Raw genomic sequence first — 16,816 nt, 5'->3', positions numbered from 1 at the left:
GAGTAGCTGGGGGCACCACTTGTTTCGGAGACGAGGGAGGCAGGCTGCTGCCTGGCACCACCGCTGGACTCCGTTGCGGCATCGCCTGAGGCGTAGAACCGATGGGTTGATGAGCCACAACGGCCTTTTGGCTGGCGATCGCGGACGGCAACAGTCCAATCAGCGTTACTTCTAACCACAGGCGCGGCTGAGTGGTGTTTTTCACTTGTGCTTCGCTTTCCCGCAGGTGTTGCTGACCCACTAAAATTGCGGCTAGATCAAAGGCTTGGGCAAAGTCGCATAGCTCTGTCCAGGTCGGTGGTGTCAGTGCCACCAGATCGTTGCGATCGGGACTGGCTTTGGCAATGAGCAAGTCGCGGTAGAAACTGGCCAAATTTTGCAGCACAATCAGCGGTTCTCGTCCCCGGTTCATCAAATGACGCGCCTGATCGAGTACGGCGGCGGCGTTGTCCTGAGCGATCGCCCGCAGCAGCAGCAGCAAATCGCGTTCGGGCACCGCACCCACCAGATCCCACACCCGTTCCACGGTAATTTCTCCATCCAGCAGGCTAAGCTGGTCGAGCAAGCTTTCCGCATCGCGCAGTCCCCCCTGGGAGATTTGCGCCACTAGCTGAATTGCGTCGCCCGTAATACTGATGGCTTCTTTGGCGGCGATCGTCCCCAGATGATCCACCATATCGTCCAGCGGAATCCGGCGAAAATCGAACCGTTGACAGCGCGAAATAATTGTGGGCAATACTTTTTGCGGATCGGTTGTAGCTAACACAAACACAACGCGATCGGGCGGTTCTTCCAGCGTTTTAAGCAGCGCATTAAACGCCGCCACGCTCAGCATATGCACTTCATCGATCACATAGACCTTGAAGCGGCACTGCACGGGCGCAAACTGTGCCCGTTCAATTAGCTCTCGAATGTTATCGACCCCTGTATTGCTGGCCGCGTCGATTTCGATCACGTCGAGAGCCGAACCGTTAGTAATAGCGCGACAGGTGGCACAGACACCGCAGGGGCTAGAGGTGGGCACCTCTGAGGCAACGCAATTGAGCGACTTCGATAAAATTCGAGCGCTAGAGGTTTTGCCCGTGCCGCGTGGTCCTGTGAACAGATACGCCGGGGCAATGCGCTGCTGGTGAAGCGCATTGCTTAATGTGGCAGCGATCGCGTGCTGTCCCACCAGTTCAGCAAAGCGCTGGGGACGATATTTGTGATGAAGCGGTTCGTAGGGCATAGGTGCAGGCTCGTTCCCTACAATTTTAAGCCGAAGTATCTCTAGGTCTGGCAATCCCAGTAAAATGAAGGTCTCAGACCCATGAAGCACTTCCGCAAGGGCAGGAAGCTCAATCGTGACATGAGAGCGATTTTAGACCAAATAATCTTATTGTTTCACCACTGAATTTACTACCGAATAGGGGTACGACATGACTCTCCCCGATGATGCTATTACGCTACAAGCTTTCTCACTGGCACGGTTACAGCTAAACGGCACCTTGCCCGCCGAGCTTCAGCAGGCGATCCATCAGCTTGGAGACGCGATCGCCAACCACGAACCCGGAGTAGCCGAACGGGTGCGAACCCTGGTGGAGCAAAACCCCTGTTTTCGCGGACGCTATGAAGAAGCCTACAAGCGGTTGCAACAGCATTATCAAAACCAAAGCCAGGGACGGGTCAATACCCTGTCGCTGGTTACGCGCTCGGAGTCCATTCGAGTCAGTTGGGAAGGCTTGGTGGTGAAGCTGTTAACGGCAGACGATCCCCAGACGATCGCCCAGCAGGTGTTTAAAGTCAGGCGATCGCGTCCAGATCTGCGTCAACTATCGGATATTCCACCTGCTTTTTTAACCTCGCTCCAGCAAGAACTAGCCGACCTCGATTGCAAAGAGTTGACGGTGTTAAAGGCGCTAGAACGGCAACTGTTAACGGTCGAAGATTTAGCCTATGGTGTTGATATGCCGATTGATGATGCGCGAATTGTCTTACAATCACTCTGGAATAAAGGCTACATTGACGTGAAGCGCAATGGCTTGCTCGACCGCATTGCCTCGTTGTTCAAATCCAACACCGACCATCAGCCCGTGACGGACTCAACTTCATTTAATCTCACTGCAAAAGGGCACTACCGCCTTCATCCCCTGGTGACGGCAAGGCGGAGAGAGGGCAATTTTGAGTGAATTGGTTTGGAGAGTGGTTACCCTGGTTCGCTGTCACTATCATTCCAGGCGGCTTGAATACCTTTATTGCCTATGGCGAACTGGCGGAACGGTGCAAAATTTTTCCCTTCTTTCAGCCCTATAAGATTCCGGGCGTTTGGCTATGGGGGGTGATTCAAGTCTTTTTTCCGGCGGGGTTGTTTTGGCTGGTTGCCTCGTTGGCTGCTCGACCGCAGATCAGCTCGTCTTTAATCATCGAGGCGATCGCCTTTGGCATTGGCTTCACCGCATTGCTCAACGCCAGCATCACCATTCGGGCGCATACCTACAGCGTTAAACCGATTTACGATCGCTTTATTCAAATTGCTTATATTGCTATTCGGAACAGTCGGCAGGGCGATCGCGCCCTCGAGTTTTGGGGCGAGGTTGAGGTGGCTCTGCATCAAAGTCCAGATTTGACGGAAGGCTTACGATATCTCGAAGACTACTTTGCTGTGGAAGCATCGTTTGCGCTGCGCCCAGACGACTACGAAGCCAGGTTGACCGAGGTGAGAGCAGAAACCGATCGCAGCAAGCAAGCCAAGCTCATTAAAAGCCTGCTGCAAAAAGTGCGGCGAGAGCGGCTGTGCAGCATGTTGTGGCGTTTTCAGATTGGCGATGGGCTGCTGCTAAAATACTTCCCCAACCGAGTTTCTAAAACAAGAATTAGGCGCAGGCCGTAACGCCAATTTTGTGTGATAGGCTAAAGTGCCTCAATCGTTCAACTGCCGATGAATTCCTCAAAAACGATTCGGAGTATTTATACTGACGGTGCCTGTTCCGGTAATCCTGGGCCTGGCGGATGGGCAACGGTGGTTTATTTTACCGATGATTCTGTCCATGAAATTGGTGGAGCCGATGTGCGAACGACCAATAACCGCATGGAATTGCAGGGGGCGATCGGGGCACTAAAGTATGTGTTGGACGCTAAACAAACCGCACCCGTTTCTGTGTACACCGACAGCGAGTACGTCAAAAATGGTATTACTAAATGGCTCAATGGCTGGAAAAAGAAAGGGTGGAAAACCTCCGCCGGCAAGCCAGTCCTCAATCAGGAACTGTGGGAAACGTTAGACCGTCTGCGCTCTCAGGTCGAGGCTCAGTTAAACGCGCCGATTCAGTGGAAATATGTGAAAGGGCATTCGGGCGATCGCGGTAACGATCGCTGTGACGAAATTGCTCGCGCTTTCTCCCTGGGAAAAATCCCGGTTTTGACGACGATTGCTGCCAATAGCACTGAAGCAACCGACGCAGAGGAGATACAATCCAGTGAATCAATTGGCGTCCCCGCTTCTGAGCCAGCTATGGTAGATTCTACAAACCCCCTCACGGCTGATGGTTCAGAGTTGCCCCGCGAAGTCAGGGTGACTCAGCTTCGTTACATGGTTGAGACGCTACATATGGCGGATGAGGTGGCTAGCCGTGGCTATTTGATCACCAGTTCAGAACTTGCCGACTTGATGGATGTCAACGCCAGTGCGGTGACGAGTCGTGGCGACAACTGGGTGTGGCGCAATTGGGTCGTGTCGCGGGTGCGTCGGGAAGGAAACCAGATTCTTTGGCAGCTTGAACGAATCGATTGAGTTAAACTGCGGTTTTGAGCCAACCATTCCTTTGCTTTCGTTCGCTCCAAGGTTTGCTCTAAGGTTTATCTAATCAGTTAGCCTGCTCAGTTCATGATCTCTAATCACTATATCTAGAATTTTTATAGCATTCTTTACGCCATATCTAGTAGCCTAGTAACTCCAGAGCGATCGAGTTTTGCACCCGGAACAGCCCTTAAAACACCTGTATTTTTAGAAATGTGAACAATTGATTTTTTTCTGTCTAACGATTGATACCGTTCCTAGACGTATCAGCAACTCTTTGGTGATTAGGTTTCATTTCTCGGCAGTTAGCGGTAGGGGTAGACAGTGGAGATCGTCCTAGACCAATTCTGGAATCAAGTCCTAGAACGCTTACAGCTACAGCTAAGCCGTCCTACCTTTGAAACCTGGATCAAATCTGCTACGGCAGAACAGCTTGATGACACGTGCCTGGTGATTTGTACCCCCAACCCGTTTGCGCGGAATTGGCTGCAAAAGTATTACGTCAAGACGATCGCCGAAGTGGTGCAAGACCTGTTGGGGCATCCGGTCGAGATTCAAATTGTGGTGCGGCAGGGTGCTGAAACCGAAGGTGTAGTAGATGCGGCTGAAGTGTTATGGCCGTTGCCTACCGAAGTGATTCCATCGGAGAACGGGCACGCCAGCCATCGCCCCAAACAGACGGATCTCAACCCGAAGTATGTCTTCTCCCGATTCGTGGTCGGCTCTAATAACCGGATGGCTCATGCCGCCTCTTTAGCCGTAGCAGAGTCGCCCGGACGCGAATTCAATCCGCTGTTTCTCTGTGGTGGCGTTGGATTGGGTAAAACTCACCTGATGCAGGCGATCGGGCATTACCGCCTTGAAATCGATGCCAATTCCAGAATTTTCTACGTCTCCACAGAGCAGTTTACCAACGACCTGATTGCTGCTATCCGCAAAGACAGTATGCAAAGCTTTCGGGAACATTACCGTGCGGTAGACGTGCTGCTGGTGGACGATATCCAGTTCATTGAGGGTAAAGAATACACCCAGGAAGAGTTCTTTCACACCTTCAACACGTTGCACGAAGCGGGTAAGCAGGTGGTACTGGCCTCCGATCGCCCACCCAACCAGATCCCACGACTGCAAGAGCGGCTGTGTTCGCGCTTCTCTATGGGCTTAATTGCAGACATTCAGCCCCCCGACCTGGAAACCAGGATGGCTATTCTGCAAAAGAAAGCCGAATACGAAAACATGCGGTTGCCCCGCGGTGTCATTGAATACATTGCCGCCAGCTACACCTCCAACATTCGAGAACTGGAAGGCGCACTGATTCGAGCCGTCGCCTATGTTTCAATTTCGGGTCTGCCGATGACGGTCGAAAATATTGCCCCCGTTTTGAATCCACCCAGTGAGCAGGTCGCTGCGTCTCCAGATGCTGTAATCACAGCCGTTTCAGAGACGTTTAACGTTGCCGTAGAAGACCTGAAGGGCAATTCTCGCCGTCGGGAAATTAGCGTTGCCCGTCAAATTGGCATGTATTTGATGCGACAACACACAGACTTGAGCTTGCCCAAAATTGGCGAAGTGTTTGGCGGAAAAGACCACACTACCGTTATGTATAGCTGCGAGAAAATCGCCCAACTGAAGGGCACCGACGCAGACATGGCTCGTAATCTACGCCAGTTGAGCGAACGGATTAACCTTGCCAGCCAGGCCAAAAACCAACAACCCCGACGGTATTAGCAGCGAATGTGTGGCGGATCTCTGCACTGCGTTTAACGGGTTCATATTAATTCTGCGGATGTCGTCTGGGGTTGCTCCACCAGTTGCAATTGTCGATTAGCGAACGAAATCGCGCTGCAACCGGATGCTGAGGTCGGTTTCGGGGTTGACCACTACGACTTCTACTTCGTCGCTACCGCGCAACAACACTTCAGCCAGGGCACCAACTCCAGCACCCGCCAGCACCTGGATGACATTAATGCGGCCAAAGATTTCGGACAGAACGGCAGCGGCGGCAGCTCCGATCGCGGCTCCTCTCAAAATATTGGGATTGCTGCGGCGAGAAATCGTTTCGGTTTGGGTAATCGCGTTGGATGTGGCATCGATCGGGTAGCGCTGATTATTGCTAGCCAGGATCACTTCTTGGGCAAAGAATTGAGTGCCACCGTTGGCGGGTCTTAATTCTCCTTCGATGACGCTGCCTTGAGGAATCAGAACGGTACCGGCTGACGATCGAATATCGGCGGACACCACAAACTTCACTTCAGCCGTTTCGTCGGGAGTGACAATAATTCGTTCGGCTTCTTCATAGCGAATTGGAATTACCGTACCTGCCGGAACGACCAACCGCGCGTTTTGCTGCGGGAAAAGCTGGCTAACCGAATAAGGCCGGGAATTGGCGCTGGCGGGTACTGCGGTCAACAGGGGAAGGGTAGCGGCGGAGGTAAGCCCCACTGCCAACATCAGGGCAGTGTTGGACTGCCAGCGTTTAGAAATAAGCATTTATCCATCCTCTCTACAATGATGAGTCCTAGACTTAGACTGACCTGAAAAGGTATAAAAATGTTCCAATTTGCAGCATTAATCCCGATGAGTCCTGGTATCAGTAGAAATACAGCAGCATCTTGCACGATCGCTCCGTTTCCTCCAGCGATCGCCCTATTCCGTCATCCTGCCACTCCAAACCACTGCTCTACCTGGCCGATCTCTATCTCAGCGATCGCCAGTTTACTGAGGCTGATTCCATGTCAGTCCATATGGTTATGGCAGGACTGTAGAAACGGTTGGCGGGTGCTGGCTGATGATCTTGCCGATTTGGTCTACCTGACGCGCATATTCGTCATCCGACCATACGGGAACGCTAGCCGCTGTTGATAACGGCTCCTGGAGGTCAATCCACGACTTGCACCCTCCATACTCTTCCCGGTAAGAAAGGGTATGAGTGGTGTGGAGCCGATGCACTCGCAGCAGCAAGGCGTAAAGCGGTTGCCGGGGTTTCCACTTCAGCCGTTCTGTGGCAAACTGCTCGTTCCAGATGTGAAAGGGCAGCAGCGCCGAGACTGTCGCCGCCTCACCGAATTGAAAAACGTGGGTAATCTCTGCCCATGCCGGAATAGCAACCGTGGACGGATGCCAACCGGAAGCGACGGGTTGAACGCGATCGGCATAGGCTGGCTTGAGCAGATGCGGCTTTTGATGTTCGTAGGTGGGGTATAGCCAAACGCGATGTTGGGCGACGCTAAATCGGCCTCCCTGCTCTCGAATGCCGCCTTTTCGCAGCAGGAGAATGGTATCACCCTGGGTCAGGGCGGACACGGCGATCGCCCATTCCTTCAAAGCCGGGGTCAATCGGTCATCCATTAAGCCGCCCTCTACGCGTGTGGGTCTATAACTCCAATTCTAAGAGTCCTAACGGCTCACTGATTGGCGATCGGAGGTTCAGGATTCACTCTCGGTCGAGACTGGCGTTTGAGTTTAATCAACAGGAAGGCGGCGATCGCCAGCAGCAACCAATAAGGGCTATACACCATTAGCCAAATTCCAAGCTGAAGCAAATCAACCGTGACTTTGCCAAGAGAGCGGGTGGCGCTTTTCCAGGTGCCTTGCAATTGGGTATCTGTCGCGCGTTGGGGCGGTGGTGCCGCGATCGCCTCTTGCAAAATTAAACTAATAGTGGAAAATGCAACGCGGTTTTGCAAATTGTTCAACTGAGCGTCAATTTGTTCAATGGAACTGCGGACGTTGCTCAGCTCTTGCGCCACGTTCAGCACATCGCCAACGCTGCCAGAGCGGTTCATAATTTCGAGCAGCATCTCCTCGGTTTTACGCAGGTTTCGTAATCGAGCTTGATAATCTACCAGTTGATTGGAAACGTCTTCGGTCGTTAAGGTTTGACGCTGCACCGTTCCCAGGCTGCTCAGGGCATCCAGACTGGCGTCTAATTTAGCCTGCGGGACTCGAAGCTGTACCTGAGCCGTATGGTGTGCGTTGTAGCGGGTGGGAATTTGGTCGTACAGGCTTAAAATGTCTCCCTGTTGCTGTTGGGCGATCGCCGTCACCCTGTCAAGGCTCGCTTTCACTGAATCGACTGTGACTCCCAGTTCTGCCGATTTAACCAACTGCGGCTGCCTTTTGGGCATATCAGCAACGGATGCAGTATCCTGTCGGGCACTTTCAGCCGTGGTATCGGCATAATTTCCAGCCGCCGGAGCAGATGGTACGGTTCCATCAACCTCAGACGAAGTTGGGGCATTTGGCGTGGCGCATCCCACCACCACTCCCGCCAGCAGGACACTCGCCAAAACAGCAGGTTTGAACTGAAAACAGGTAAAACGGCTCATAGCAGCAACCTTGCAGCAACGTTTGATGAAGATGCTGCTAGTATGACCAGCTTTGATGTTGCAATTGAGACAGTTACATTTTGCGTAACGAACCACATGTGGGTAAATGCAGCGCGATCGCCTACAGCAGGGGCTTAGCGTCGAGCAGAGCCGTCAAGTCTAGCGTCTGCAACTGTTCATAGGCGCGATCGATCCGGCGTTGCCCCCGCAAGAATCCTGTATTTGCGCCAGGGCAAATGGACTGAAGCTGCTCTGCATCGTACCGATCGAGCAATTGCTGGACGCTTTGAAGCTGTCTGCGCCAATGGAAGGTTTTAGCGATGCGTAACGGGGTTGGGTGCCCTTGCTGATTCGGTAACAAATGACGACCCGAAAACAGAATCCCGCCGTGGCGATCGTGATATAAGCAAGCGGAACCCGGCGTATGTCCTGAGGTCCAAACCGCTTCGGTGTGCGGGCTAACTTGCAACTCGCGGTGAAACGGTGTGACCTTCACCTCTGGCAACAGGTACGCTTCCTGTTCCTGAATCACGACCTCACAATCAAACGCTTGCTGAATCGCTTTGGCGTGGGCGATCGCCCCACGATGAGTCAAAAACAGCCAGCGAACACCACCCTGCTCATGCAAAAAGCGTTGAGTGGTATCATCCCAGGCAGGGCAATCCACCAGAATATGGCCTGAATTTTCTAAAATGAAATAGGCGGTTCCTCCCATCGTGTCTCGGTTGGGAGCGAAGGCAAACACCGTATCAAACACCGGGCGCGGTTGCTTCGTGGCCGAGGAGCGCGGACTTTCAGGGGAATCAGGCGAGAACGAGACAGATGGAAGCGTAGAATCAGGTTGCACAGGACTTTCAAAGAAGAAATTCAAACCTGCCTTGTGACAAGGCTATTACGACCCTAACGAAAGCCGTACAAAGACGCAAATGGTTGGATGACGTTTGGCGTTAAGCAGTCAAACCAATTCCCTATGTCAGTAGCCCATGATGCTGAGATGAAGAGGGGAAGCGAAGTTTGTTAGGATTGCTCAAGTTCAGGAACTAAGACGCGATGGGTTGCAACATAAAGCCATGGGTATACCAGGCTACAGTGTTAGTGCTGCACGATGCGCCCACCTGAAGCAAAAGCTTTAGATTCGGTAAATTCTGAGGACTTCTTGAAAGCGGTATCCTGGAGATCAGCCTATCATCAAATTCATTTGAGACCGGGTTCACTGATTGTTTGAGATCCAACGCATGATTTTCTGGTTACTCCTGTTAGGAATCTTTACATATCTGATTGTGCAGCGGAGCGTAGCTAGCATTACCCGAACTCCGGTCTGGATTTTGTGGCTTGTCATGATGATGCCTGCCTTTATCTGGACAGCCTGGATTTTGGTGAATGGTGAAAACGCGCCGCCGCCGTTGCCGCTGCTGATTGCGCCCTTTATCGTGTGTCCGGTCATTTATTGGTTCTTAATTCAGTGGGGTCGTCCCGAGAAGTCTGAACTGCCCGCCGAACAGCAGTCTAAGGAGCCAGGAATCGCTACACCTTCTCCGATGCAAGACAAGCGACCCACTCTACGACCCATTGATAAGGAAGAGGAAGCAGCGCTACAAAATTGCTTCCCCTGGTCAATTTATTACCTGCAAAATATTGAATATCGCCCTCAGGCACTCATTTGTCGGGGGCAGCTTAGAACGTCTCCGGAGGTTGCCTATAAAACCATCCAGGAAAATATTGAGTCTCGCTTTCGCGATCGCTTCCTGGTGGTGTTTCAGGAAGGGTTAAACGGGAAGCCGTTTTTTGCGCTAGTCCCTAATCCACAGGCGCAGACGGCAAAGCCCAATACCGAAAAGCTAGCTCGTCCTGGAATCGCTCTGGGACTGCTGGTGGCTACAATCTTGACGACGACCCTGGCTGGAATTGTCTTCACGGGCATTTCCGATGACGATTTACAGGCCGATCCCTCCCTGTTGCTGACGGGTTTGCCCTATGCACTGGCGCTAATGGCCATTCTGGGTGTGCATGAGTTGGCTCATTACCTGGCGGCTCAGCGGTATCATATTCGCACCACCTTTCCTTACTTCATTCCCGTGCCGCCAGCGGCTATCTTCCCGTTTGGCACGTTTGGGGCATTTATTCAAATGCGATCGCCCGTTCCCAGCCGCAAAGCCCTGTTTGACGTAGGCATTGCTGGGCCACTGGCCGGGTTTGTGATTACAGTACCGCTGCTGATTTGGGGGTTGGCTAACTCAACGACCACTGCCCTTACTGAAGAGTCAAGTATTTTAAACTTTGAATCGTTTCGGCCATCGTCATCGCTGCTGATTGCGGTGCTGAGCCGTCTGGCTTTGGGCAATCAGCTCACCGCAAACAGCGCCCTGCAACTGCACCCGGTGGCGATCGCAGGCTGTTTGGGGTTGGTGGTAACCGCACTCAACCTGATGCCCGTTGGCCAACTGGACGGTGGGCATATCGTTCATGCCATGTTCGGTCAGCGAATTGGAGCGGTGATTGGTCAGGTGGCTCGTTTGTTGGTGTTAGCTCTGTCGTTTGTGCAACGAGAACTGTTACTATGGGCAATTCTGTTGTTCTTTATTCCCGTCGTTGATGAACCTGCTTTAAATGATGTCAGCGAGTTGGATAACCAGCGCGACTTTTGGGGATTAGTGGCTCTCAGTTTACTGGTAATAATAATTTTGCCAGCACCCCAAGCCATTACTCAGGTTTTGTTCTAAACTCTGCAACATGGCTGCATAGGAACCTCGACCATGACTAATGATGTTAGGCAGTGGCTCACCGAAATTAAGACGCTGCAACAAAAGCTAGCAGAAGCCCGTCAAGAGCGAGACGAAGCATATGCGAGTGCTTCAAACTGGCGCAATTTGTATGAAACTGAAGCCAAGCAGCGGCGGGTTGAAGCCAACTTAGCCAGACAAACGATTGACGCGCTAAAAGCCACCGTTCAGCAGCTTCAAGCGCCGTTGTTAGATGACGACGACTCCATGAACCTGTCGGCAGCGGTTCAACAAGACCTGGCTCATGTGCAAACGGTTGAAGAGCTAAAAGAGCGGCTGATTAAAACGGTGATGGAATGCGATCGCCTCACCCAGGCACTCAAGATCGAACAAACCAACCATGCTCAAACGCGGCAAGGGTTGACCACTGCGCTAGGCGATACGATGGACATGCTAACCCACGAACGAAACCTGCGTCAGCAAACCAACACAGCCATCTCTAAAGCGGCCAGCGGCAGCACCGCGCCGCCTAAGAAGTCCTGACGGAGCCAGATCACCACACTTACCGCAGTTCTCAATCGAGTCAGCCACAGTTTCGCCAGGATGGTGTGGGGTGTAGGGTTTGGCGTGTGGTGAATGCAAATAAAAATGGCTGTATTTATTTAGTAGAGAAGGTAGCAGAGACGCGCTCAATTGCGTCTCTGCTGCTCTCGCACGTGATCGATCGCGCCATTGCAGTCGTTGCTTGGTCGTTGCCTAAAATCCCATCATTTGCGCCACCGATTTCAGGGTGGGTTCAATGCCCGATTTGAACTGGTTTTGGCAATGCTTGATTGCCGTGTCGGGATCTTTCAGTCCATTTCCGGTTAGCACACAAACCACCGTTGCCCCAGCCGGCACTTGATCTTTGACCTTCAGCAATCCGGCCACCGATGCGGCGCTGGCTGGTTCGCAAAACACGCCTTCTTCCGAGGCCAGCAGCCGATATGCCGCCAAAATCTCCTCATCGGTGACGGGGTTAAATTCTCCCTGGCTGGCATCTCTTACCGCAACGGCTTTATCCCAACTTGCCGGATTACCAATGCGAATTGCAGTTGCAACGGTTTCAGGATGGGATACGGGATGGCCTGTCACTAGGGGTGATGCTCCGGCTGCCTGAAACCCCATCATTCGAGGCAGGCGATCGCAGCGTCCATGCTGATGATATTCACAAAATCCCATCCAGTAGGCTGTAATGTTGCCCGCATTGCCCACCGGAATACACAACCAATCGGGAGCGGTACCGAGGGTGTCCACTACTTCAAACGCTGCCGTTTTTTGCCCCTCAAGACGGTAGGGATTGACAGAGTTTACCAGCGTTACCGGATAGTGTTCGGCGACGTTTCGCACAATATCTAACGCCTGATCAAAATTGCCTTTGATAGCCAGCACCTCTGCCCCGTAGAGCAACGCCTGTGCCAGCTTACCCAGCGCTACATAACCATCTGGGATGATGACATAGGCTCGCATTCCACCCCGGCGCGCGTAGGCGGCAGCAGCGGCAGAGGTATTGCCTGTGCTGGCGCAAATGACCACTTCTGCTCCGGCTTCCTTGGCTTTGGAAACCGCCATCGTCATTCCCCGGTCTTTGAAGCTGCCCGTTGGGTTGAGTCCGTCATATTTCATCCAAACCTTCACCCCCCGGCCAATGTGAGCGGCGATCGCCGGAGCCGGAATCAGGGGCGTGTTGCCTTCCAGTAGCGTAACGACTGGCGTGCGTTCCGTTACTGGCAAATAGGGACGATACGTTTCAATTAGCCCGGCCCATTGGTTGCCACTGGGCATTGCCATAGCAGCGGGGGAATCAGAAGACAGACTTGCAGTCACAGTAGTGAACCGTTCTCCTCACGACAGGGTCAGTATCCCCAGTTTACCCCGATCGGCTCGCATGGCTGCGGCGATCGAAGGCAGGATCAGTCCGGTGCAATGAAATTACATAGTTCCGTCGCCTGGATCGATCGCAGTTTGGCGATTGGCGTAGGCATTTAGCTCATCCTGCACCAGTTTGGGATAGAGCAGCAGAAAGAAGCCCATCCAAACCAGGAGCGGCACCGCTACCAGCACCGTAATCCAAACGGTCTGAAACACCAACCAGCTACCGCTAATTAAAACGATGCCCGTCAACACAATAGACCAGGGTTGACACCACCAGGGCTTGTAATCCCAGACGCTCAACGATTTTGGCTCAGAAGTCATAGGTGATGATGATAATCCTGCCTACTACCTTAGCTCGACTTTGTCCATCTGAAATCGAGGTCATTCTTGACCCGGCCTGGATCACGCTCAGGCTCTAGAACGGTGCAAACGTCATAGGATACCAGCACTCTGGAATACGTCAGGGGCGTATTCTAGAGCGCTAGAACGACCAGTAACAGCAGTGACAAGGGGTAGCTAGAAATTGGATATCGAGCTTAGAACACCAGACGACGAGCGGTACCATCGTCGGCAAAACGCTGCTCATTGATGCCCACCACTTCTACAATGATTTTGCGTTGGGGTGGTTGCCACTGGCCTTGCCGCTCGCTAATTTCCACGACCGTTTGCGAGCCATCTTGAGAAACACGGTAGGTTGTCGCCGCCCATGCACCTTGCTGATAATCGAAGCTGTGACCATCATCTTCGTAGATGGTGAATTCGCCCGTTCCCGGCCAAACGCGCACGCGCACTTCGTCTAATGGACGCTCATCCACATGCTGCATGACGGGTGCCATTGGAATAACCGCCCCTGCTTTGGCAAACAGCGGCATTTGCTCCAGCGGTGCATGAACGATTTTGTGAGTGGGGCCTTCGATGCGATCGCCGCTCCACCAGTCATACCAGGTGCCCTCTGGGAAATAGACTACCCGGTTCTCGACCCCCGGACGATAAACCGGAGCCGCCATTAATGATGGCCCTAAAAATACCTGATCGTAGAGTTGATAGGTGGTTGAATCGTTGGGGTAGTGATACAGCAACGGTCGCATAATCGGTGCTCCGGTTTGAGCCGCTTCCCAGAACAGGGTATAGATGTAAGGCAACAATCGGTAGCGCAGCTCAATGTATTCACGGCAGATTGCTTCAACCTCTTCCCCAAATACCCAGGGTTCGTGGCGCTCGGTTTCCATCATGGAGTGGGCACGCATCATGGGATAAAGCACTCCTGCCTGCATCCAACGGGCAAACAGTTCTCCCGTTGCATTGCCTGCAAAGCCGCCAATATCAGCACCCACAAAGGCAACCCCCGATAGCCCCAGATTGCAGAGCATTGGTAAAGACATCTCCAGATATTCCCAGCGGGAGTGGTTGTCTCCTGTCCAAACGGCAGACCAGCGCTGAATGCCAGCATAGCCCGATCGCGTTAATACAAACGATCGCTCCTTAGAGCGTAGATGATCCAACCCTTCCCTGGCGGCACGCGCCATCATCATGCCGTACAGGTTATGGGTTTCGGTGTGGGTCACCCGTTCATCAAACGGACCTTCTGGTGTATCCAGGGGAAACGTGATTTTTGCTCCATTGTCTCCAAAGGGGCGATCGGCGATCGACGGCTCATTCATGTCATTCCAGATACCAGCCACGCCCACATCGGTCAGGGTTTTGTGGCAATGCCCCCACCATTTCCGCACCTCTGGACGCATGAAATCTGGAAAGACGGCTTTATCTGGCCAAACATAGCCATAGAAGGTCTTGCCATCGATCTTTCGCACAAAATAGTTGTGTTTAATCCCTTCGTCGTAGGTAGCATAGTCGGCTTCTGGTTCATATTTAACGCCCGGATCAACGATCGTAACGACCCTGAAACCATCCTCAGATAAATCCTTTAAGAGCGTTTTGGGTTCGGGAAACCGTTTGGGTGCCCAGGTAAAGACGCGATAGCCGCGCATGTAATCAATATCGAGATGAATCACATCACAGGGAATGCGGCGCTTGCGGAACTCCTCTGCCAGCATCCTCACCTCCAGCTCAGAATCGTAGCTCCAGCGGCACTGTTGATATCCCAGCGCCCACCTGGGCGGCATTGGCATTCGTCCCGTTAGCTGAGTATAGGTGTGAATGATTTGGGCAGGTTCAGGGCCGTAGATGATGTAGTAGTCCAACTCACTACCCTGGGTTTCCATTCGCAACGCGTCTGGCTGGTCGGCACCGATGTCAAAATGGCTACGAAAGGTGGTGTTAAAGAACAGGCCATACCCCACTTCTGGCCGTAACGCCATGAAGAAGGGAATGGTCTGGTACATTTCATTGGTCAGCGCTGTGTAGTCTACACTGTCTACGTTCCAGTAGGTTTGGCGATCGGCTAGTTTGTCGAGTAAGCCAGTCGGTTCACCGAAGCCGTAGAAGTGTTCATCTGCCTCAATGCGTTTCCAGCCTGCGATCGCACCCATATGCCAGCCCATATGTAATCCTGTATCGGCCGCAAAGGGGCGATCGGCGCGATCGAAACATTCAATGCGACACGGGTTACGATGAATACAAATGCGAACCTGCTCAGTGGTTAAAACAATGGTGTCGTCTGTTTCGTTGACATCGAACGGAACAGAATTCCATTCCTCATCAGCAGGCGTTACAGCCCATGAACGGCGTGGCATGAATTCACCCGCTGGTGCAAACCGCACTCGCACTAAGTTGGGTGCCAGAACGCTCAGGCTTAACCGGGGGCCGTCACAGTCGCACAGAATGCCTCGCTCCACTCGTTCCACAGAAACGATCTGCTCAACCCCTGACCAGGATTGCTCGGCGGCTGGCTGTTGTCCGAAAAATTCTGGCATTGGCATGAGTTGTATGTCCTTCTAAGTAGCACTAAGTAGCAACAAAAGATAGATGTAGGGATTAGGAGTCGCCGTCTGCGTTGGCTCCCAGGGCTTGCTCGATCGCCGCTAACGTTTCGGCAGAGAGCTTTCTGCCAGAAGCAACCACGTTTTCCTCAATTTGGGATGGCTTAGAAGCGCCGATGATCACGCTACTCAACCCAGGATGGCGTAAACACCAGGCCAGCGCTAATTGAGACAGACTTAAGCCTTCTTGTTGGGCGATCGGCATTAGCGTTTGAATTCGAGCCAGTAACTCTTGATCGGAAACACCGCTGAGAAAGGCATTTTGACGTGGATCGCTGGCGCGAGAGCCTTCTGGCAACGGTTTCCCCGGTTTGTATTTCCCAGTGAGCAGTCCTTGAGCCAGGGGTGAAAAGTTGATGGTACCGATACCTTCTCGCTGGCACAGCGGCAAAATTTCAGACTCGATTTTGCGCTCCAGCATATTGTATTGCGGTTGGTTAGAAGCGATCGAGGCTAAGTTACCTAAACGAGTGATGTCTGCTGCGTGGGCAATTTGCGCCGCACTCCATTCTGAAACGCCATAGTAAAGAATTTTGCCCTGCCGCACCAGATGGTCGAACGCCAGTAAGGTTTCGGATAAAGGAACGCTAGTATCATAGCGATGCGCCTGATACAGGTCGATGTAATCCACTCCTAACCGCTTTAAGCTGGCATCGCACTGTTCCAAAATATGCTTGCGAGACAGGCCGCGATCGTTTGGCCCATCGCCCATCGGAAAGTAAACCTTCGTTGCCAGCACATAGGAATCACGAGGATATTGGTTCAATACCTTACCCACCAGCGTTTCTGCTCCGCCTCGGGCATAGACGTTAGCAGTATCAAAAAAATTGATACCTAAATCGTAGGCACGCTCAATACACTGACGGGCAACATCTTCCTCCGTGGCTCCTCCATAGGTGAGCCATGATCCCAGGCACACTTCCGAAACCCGAACACCCTGTTTGCCTAACTGCCGATATTCCACAACCCACCTCTCTTAACAGTTACTCTCGTAATTAGTTCAGCAATCGATCACTACTGGACGGTAAACACTAGAATGGGGGCGATCGCACAACCGCCCCTCACGCATGACGAGGATCGAATCATTGGTTGTCAGCTTGTCCCAGGTCTCCTTTCTAGTAATCTTTAGCAATCAGCTCTGGT

At 52.6% G+C, this 16,816-nt stretch carries 16 protein-coding genes; 7 read left to right on the top strand and 9 right to left on the bottom strand.

From position 1 onward, the window contains the following. Positions 1-1,228, bottom strand: a 1,228-nt coding sequence (locus tag IQ268_RS24255; RefSeq protein ID WP_193884595.1) for a DNA polymerase III subunit gamma/tau, incomplete at its 3' end; no start/stop codon positions are given. Between the two features lie 190 nt (positions 1,229-1,418). Between IQ268_RS24255 and IQ268_RS24250 the strand changes: the two genes are divergently transcribed. The 4 genes from IQ268_RS24250 to dnaA all read left to right on the top strand — a co-directional run bounded on the left by IQ268_RS24250 (position 1,419) and on the right by dnaA (position 5,500). Beyond that, the gene (locus tag IQ268_RS24250) at positions 1,419-2,168 is read left to right on the top strand and encodes a hypothetical protein (protein WP_193884593.1); all 750 of its coding nucleotides are present in this window, start codon (positions 1,419-1,421) and stop codon (positions 2,166-2,168) included. Beyond that, a complete protein-coding gene (locus IQ268_RS24245) occupies positions 2,165-2,869 on the top strand; it encodes a hypothetical protein (RefSeq protein ID WP_193884591.1) in 705 nt (234 codons plus the stop codon). Before IQ268_RS24250 ends, IQ268_RS24245 begins: the two co-directional genes overlap by 4 nt. Before the next feature lie 48 nt (positions 2,870-2,917). Further along, a complete protein-coding gene (gene rnhA, locus IQ268_RS24240; RefSeq protein ID WP_193884589.1) occupies positions 2,918-3,769 on the top strand; it encodes a ribonuclease HI in 852 nt (283 codons plus the stop codon). Between the two features lie 330 nt (positions 3,770-4,099). Beyond that, positions 4,100-5,500, top strand: coding sequence for a chromosomal replication initiator protein DnaA (gene dnaA, locus IQ268_RS24235; protein ID WP_193884587.1), 1,401 nt, complete (start codon positions 4,100-4,102; stop codon positions 5,498-5,500). A 96-nt stretch (positions 5,501-5,596) separates the two neighbouring features. Here the strand turns inward: dnaA and IQ268_RS24230 are convergent, their stop codons facing one another. Further along, positions 5,597-6,262 (bottom strand): hypothetical protein, encoded by a 666-nt coding sequence (locus IQ268_RS24230; RefSeq protein WP_193884585.1) that lies wholly within the window; start codon positions 6,260-6,262, stop codon positions 5,597-5,599. A 122-nt stretch (positions 6,263-6,384) separates the two neighbouring features. Here IQ268_RS24230 and IQ268_RS24225 point away from each other — a divergent pair, with 122 nt between their 5' ends. Then, positions 6,385-6,537, top strand: a complete 153-nt coding sequence (locus tag IQ268_RS24225) for a hypothetical protein (RefSeq protein ID WP_193884583.1) — start codon at positions 6,385-6,387, stop codon at positions 6,535-6,537. On the opposite strand, the gene IQ268_RS24220 is transcribed toward IQ268_RS24225, so the two are convergent. The 3 genes from IQ268_RS24220 to IQ268_RS24210 all read right to left on the bottom strand — a co-directional run bounded on the left by IQ268_RS24220 (position 6,521) and on the right by IQ268_RS24210 (position 8,947). Continuing rightward, entirely contained in the window at positions 6,521-7,120 is a 600-nt protein-coding gene (locus tag IQ268_RS24220; RefSeq protein WP_193884581.1) for a DUF1802 family protein, read from the bottom strand. The two genes, IQ268_RS24225 and IQ268_RS24220, sit on opposite strands and share 17 nt — an antisense overlap. 56 nt (positions 7,121-7,176) lie before the next feature. Beyond that, positions 7,177-8,100, bottom strand: coding sequence for a DUF4349 domain-containing protein (locus IQ268_RS24215; RefSeq protein WP_193884579.1), 924 nt, complete (start codon positions 8,098-8,100; stop codon positions 7,177-7,179). Positions 8,101-8,221: 121 nt separating this feature from the next. After that, positions 8,222-8,947, bottom strand: a complete 726-nt coding sequence (locus tag IQ268_RS24210) for an MBL fold metallo-hydrolase (RefSeq protein ID WP_339383531.1) — start codon at positions 8,945-8,947, stop codon at positions 8,222-8,224. A 388-nt stretch (positions 8,948-9,335) separates the two neighbouring features. Between IQ268_RS24210 and IQ268_RS24205 the strand changes: the two genes are divergently transcribed. Both IQ268_RS24205 and IQ268_RS24200 read left to right on the top strand, forming a co-directional pair. Beyond that, the gene (locus IQ268_RS24205) at positions 9,336-10,820 is read left to right on the top strand and encodes a site-2 protease family protein (RefSeq protein WP_193884577.1); all 1,485 of its coding nucleotides are present in this window, start codon (positions 9,336-9,338) and stop codon (positions 10,818-10,820) included. Positions 10,821-10,853: 33 nt separating this feature from the next. Beyond that, on the top strand, positions 10,854-11,363 hold the full coding sequence (locus IQ268_RS24200) for a hypothetical protein (protein WP_193884575.1): 510 nt from the start codon (positions 10,854-10,856) through the stop codon (positions 11,361-11,363). A 213-nt stretch (positions 11,364-11,576) separates the two neighbouring features. Here the strand turns inward: IQ268_RS24200 and thrC are convergent, their stop codons facing one another. The 4 genes from thrC to IQ268_RS24180 all read right to left on the bottom strand — a co-directional run bounded on the left by thrC (position 11,577) and on the right by IQ268_RS24180 (position 16,637). Further along, entirely contained in the window at positions 11,577-12,686 is a 1,110-nt protein-coding gene (gene thrC, locus IQ268_RS24195) for a threonine synthase (RefSeq protein ID WP_370584697.1), read from the bottom strand. A 105-nt stretch (positions 12,687-12,791) separates the two neighbouring features. Next, positions 12,792-13,055, bottom strand: a complete 264-nt coding sequence (locus tag IQ268_RS24190) for a DUF6737 family protein (RefSeq protein WP_193884571.1) — start codon at positions 13,053-13,055, stop codon at positions 12,792-12,794. A gap of 215 nt (positions 13,056-13,270) precedes the next feature. After that, positions 13,271-15,607, bottom strand: coding sequence for a glycoside hydrolase family 31 protein (locus IQ268_RS24185; RefSeq protein WP_193884569.1), 2,337 nt, complete (start codon positions 15,605-15,607; stop codon positions 13,271-13,273). Positions 15,608-15,668: 61 nt separating this feature from the next. Beyond that, positions 15,669-16,637, bottom strand: coding sequence for an aldo/keto reductase family protein (locus tag IQ268_RS24180; RefSeq protein ID WP_193884567.1), 969 nt, complete (start codon positions 16,635-16,637; stop codon positions 15,669-15,671). Between the last annotated feature and the right edge of the window lie 179 nt (positions 16,638-16,816).

Origin of the sequence: Oculatella sp. LEGE 06141 (assembly GCF_015207605.1) — a bacterium.
Taxonomy (GTDB): domain Bacteria; phylum Cyanobacteriota; class Cyanobacteriia; order Elainellales; family Elainellaceae; genus Oculatella.
Note: the sequence above shows the minus strand (reverse complement) of the source record. Positions and strands in the feature narration are given on the sequence as shown.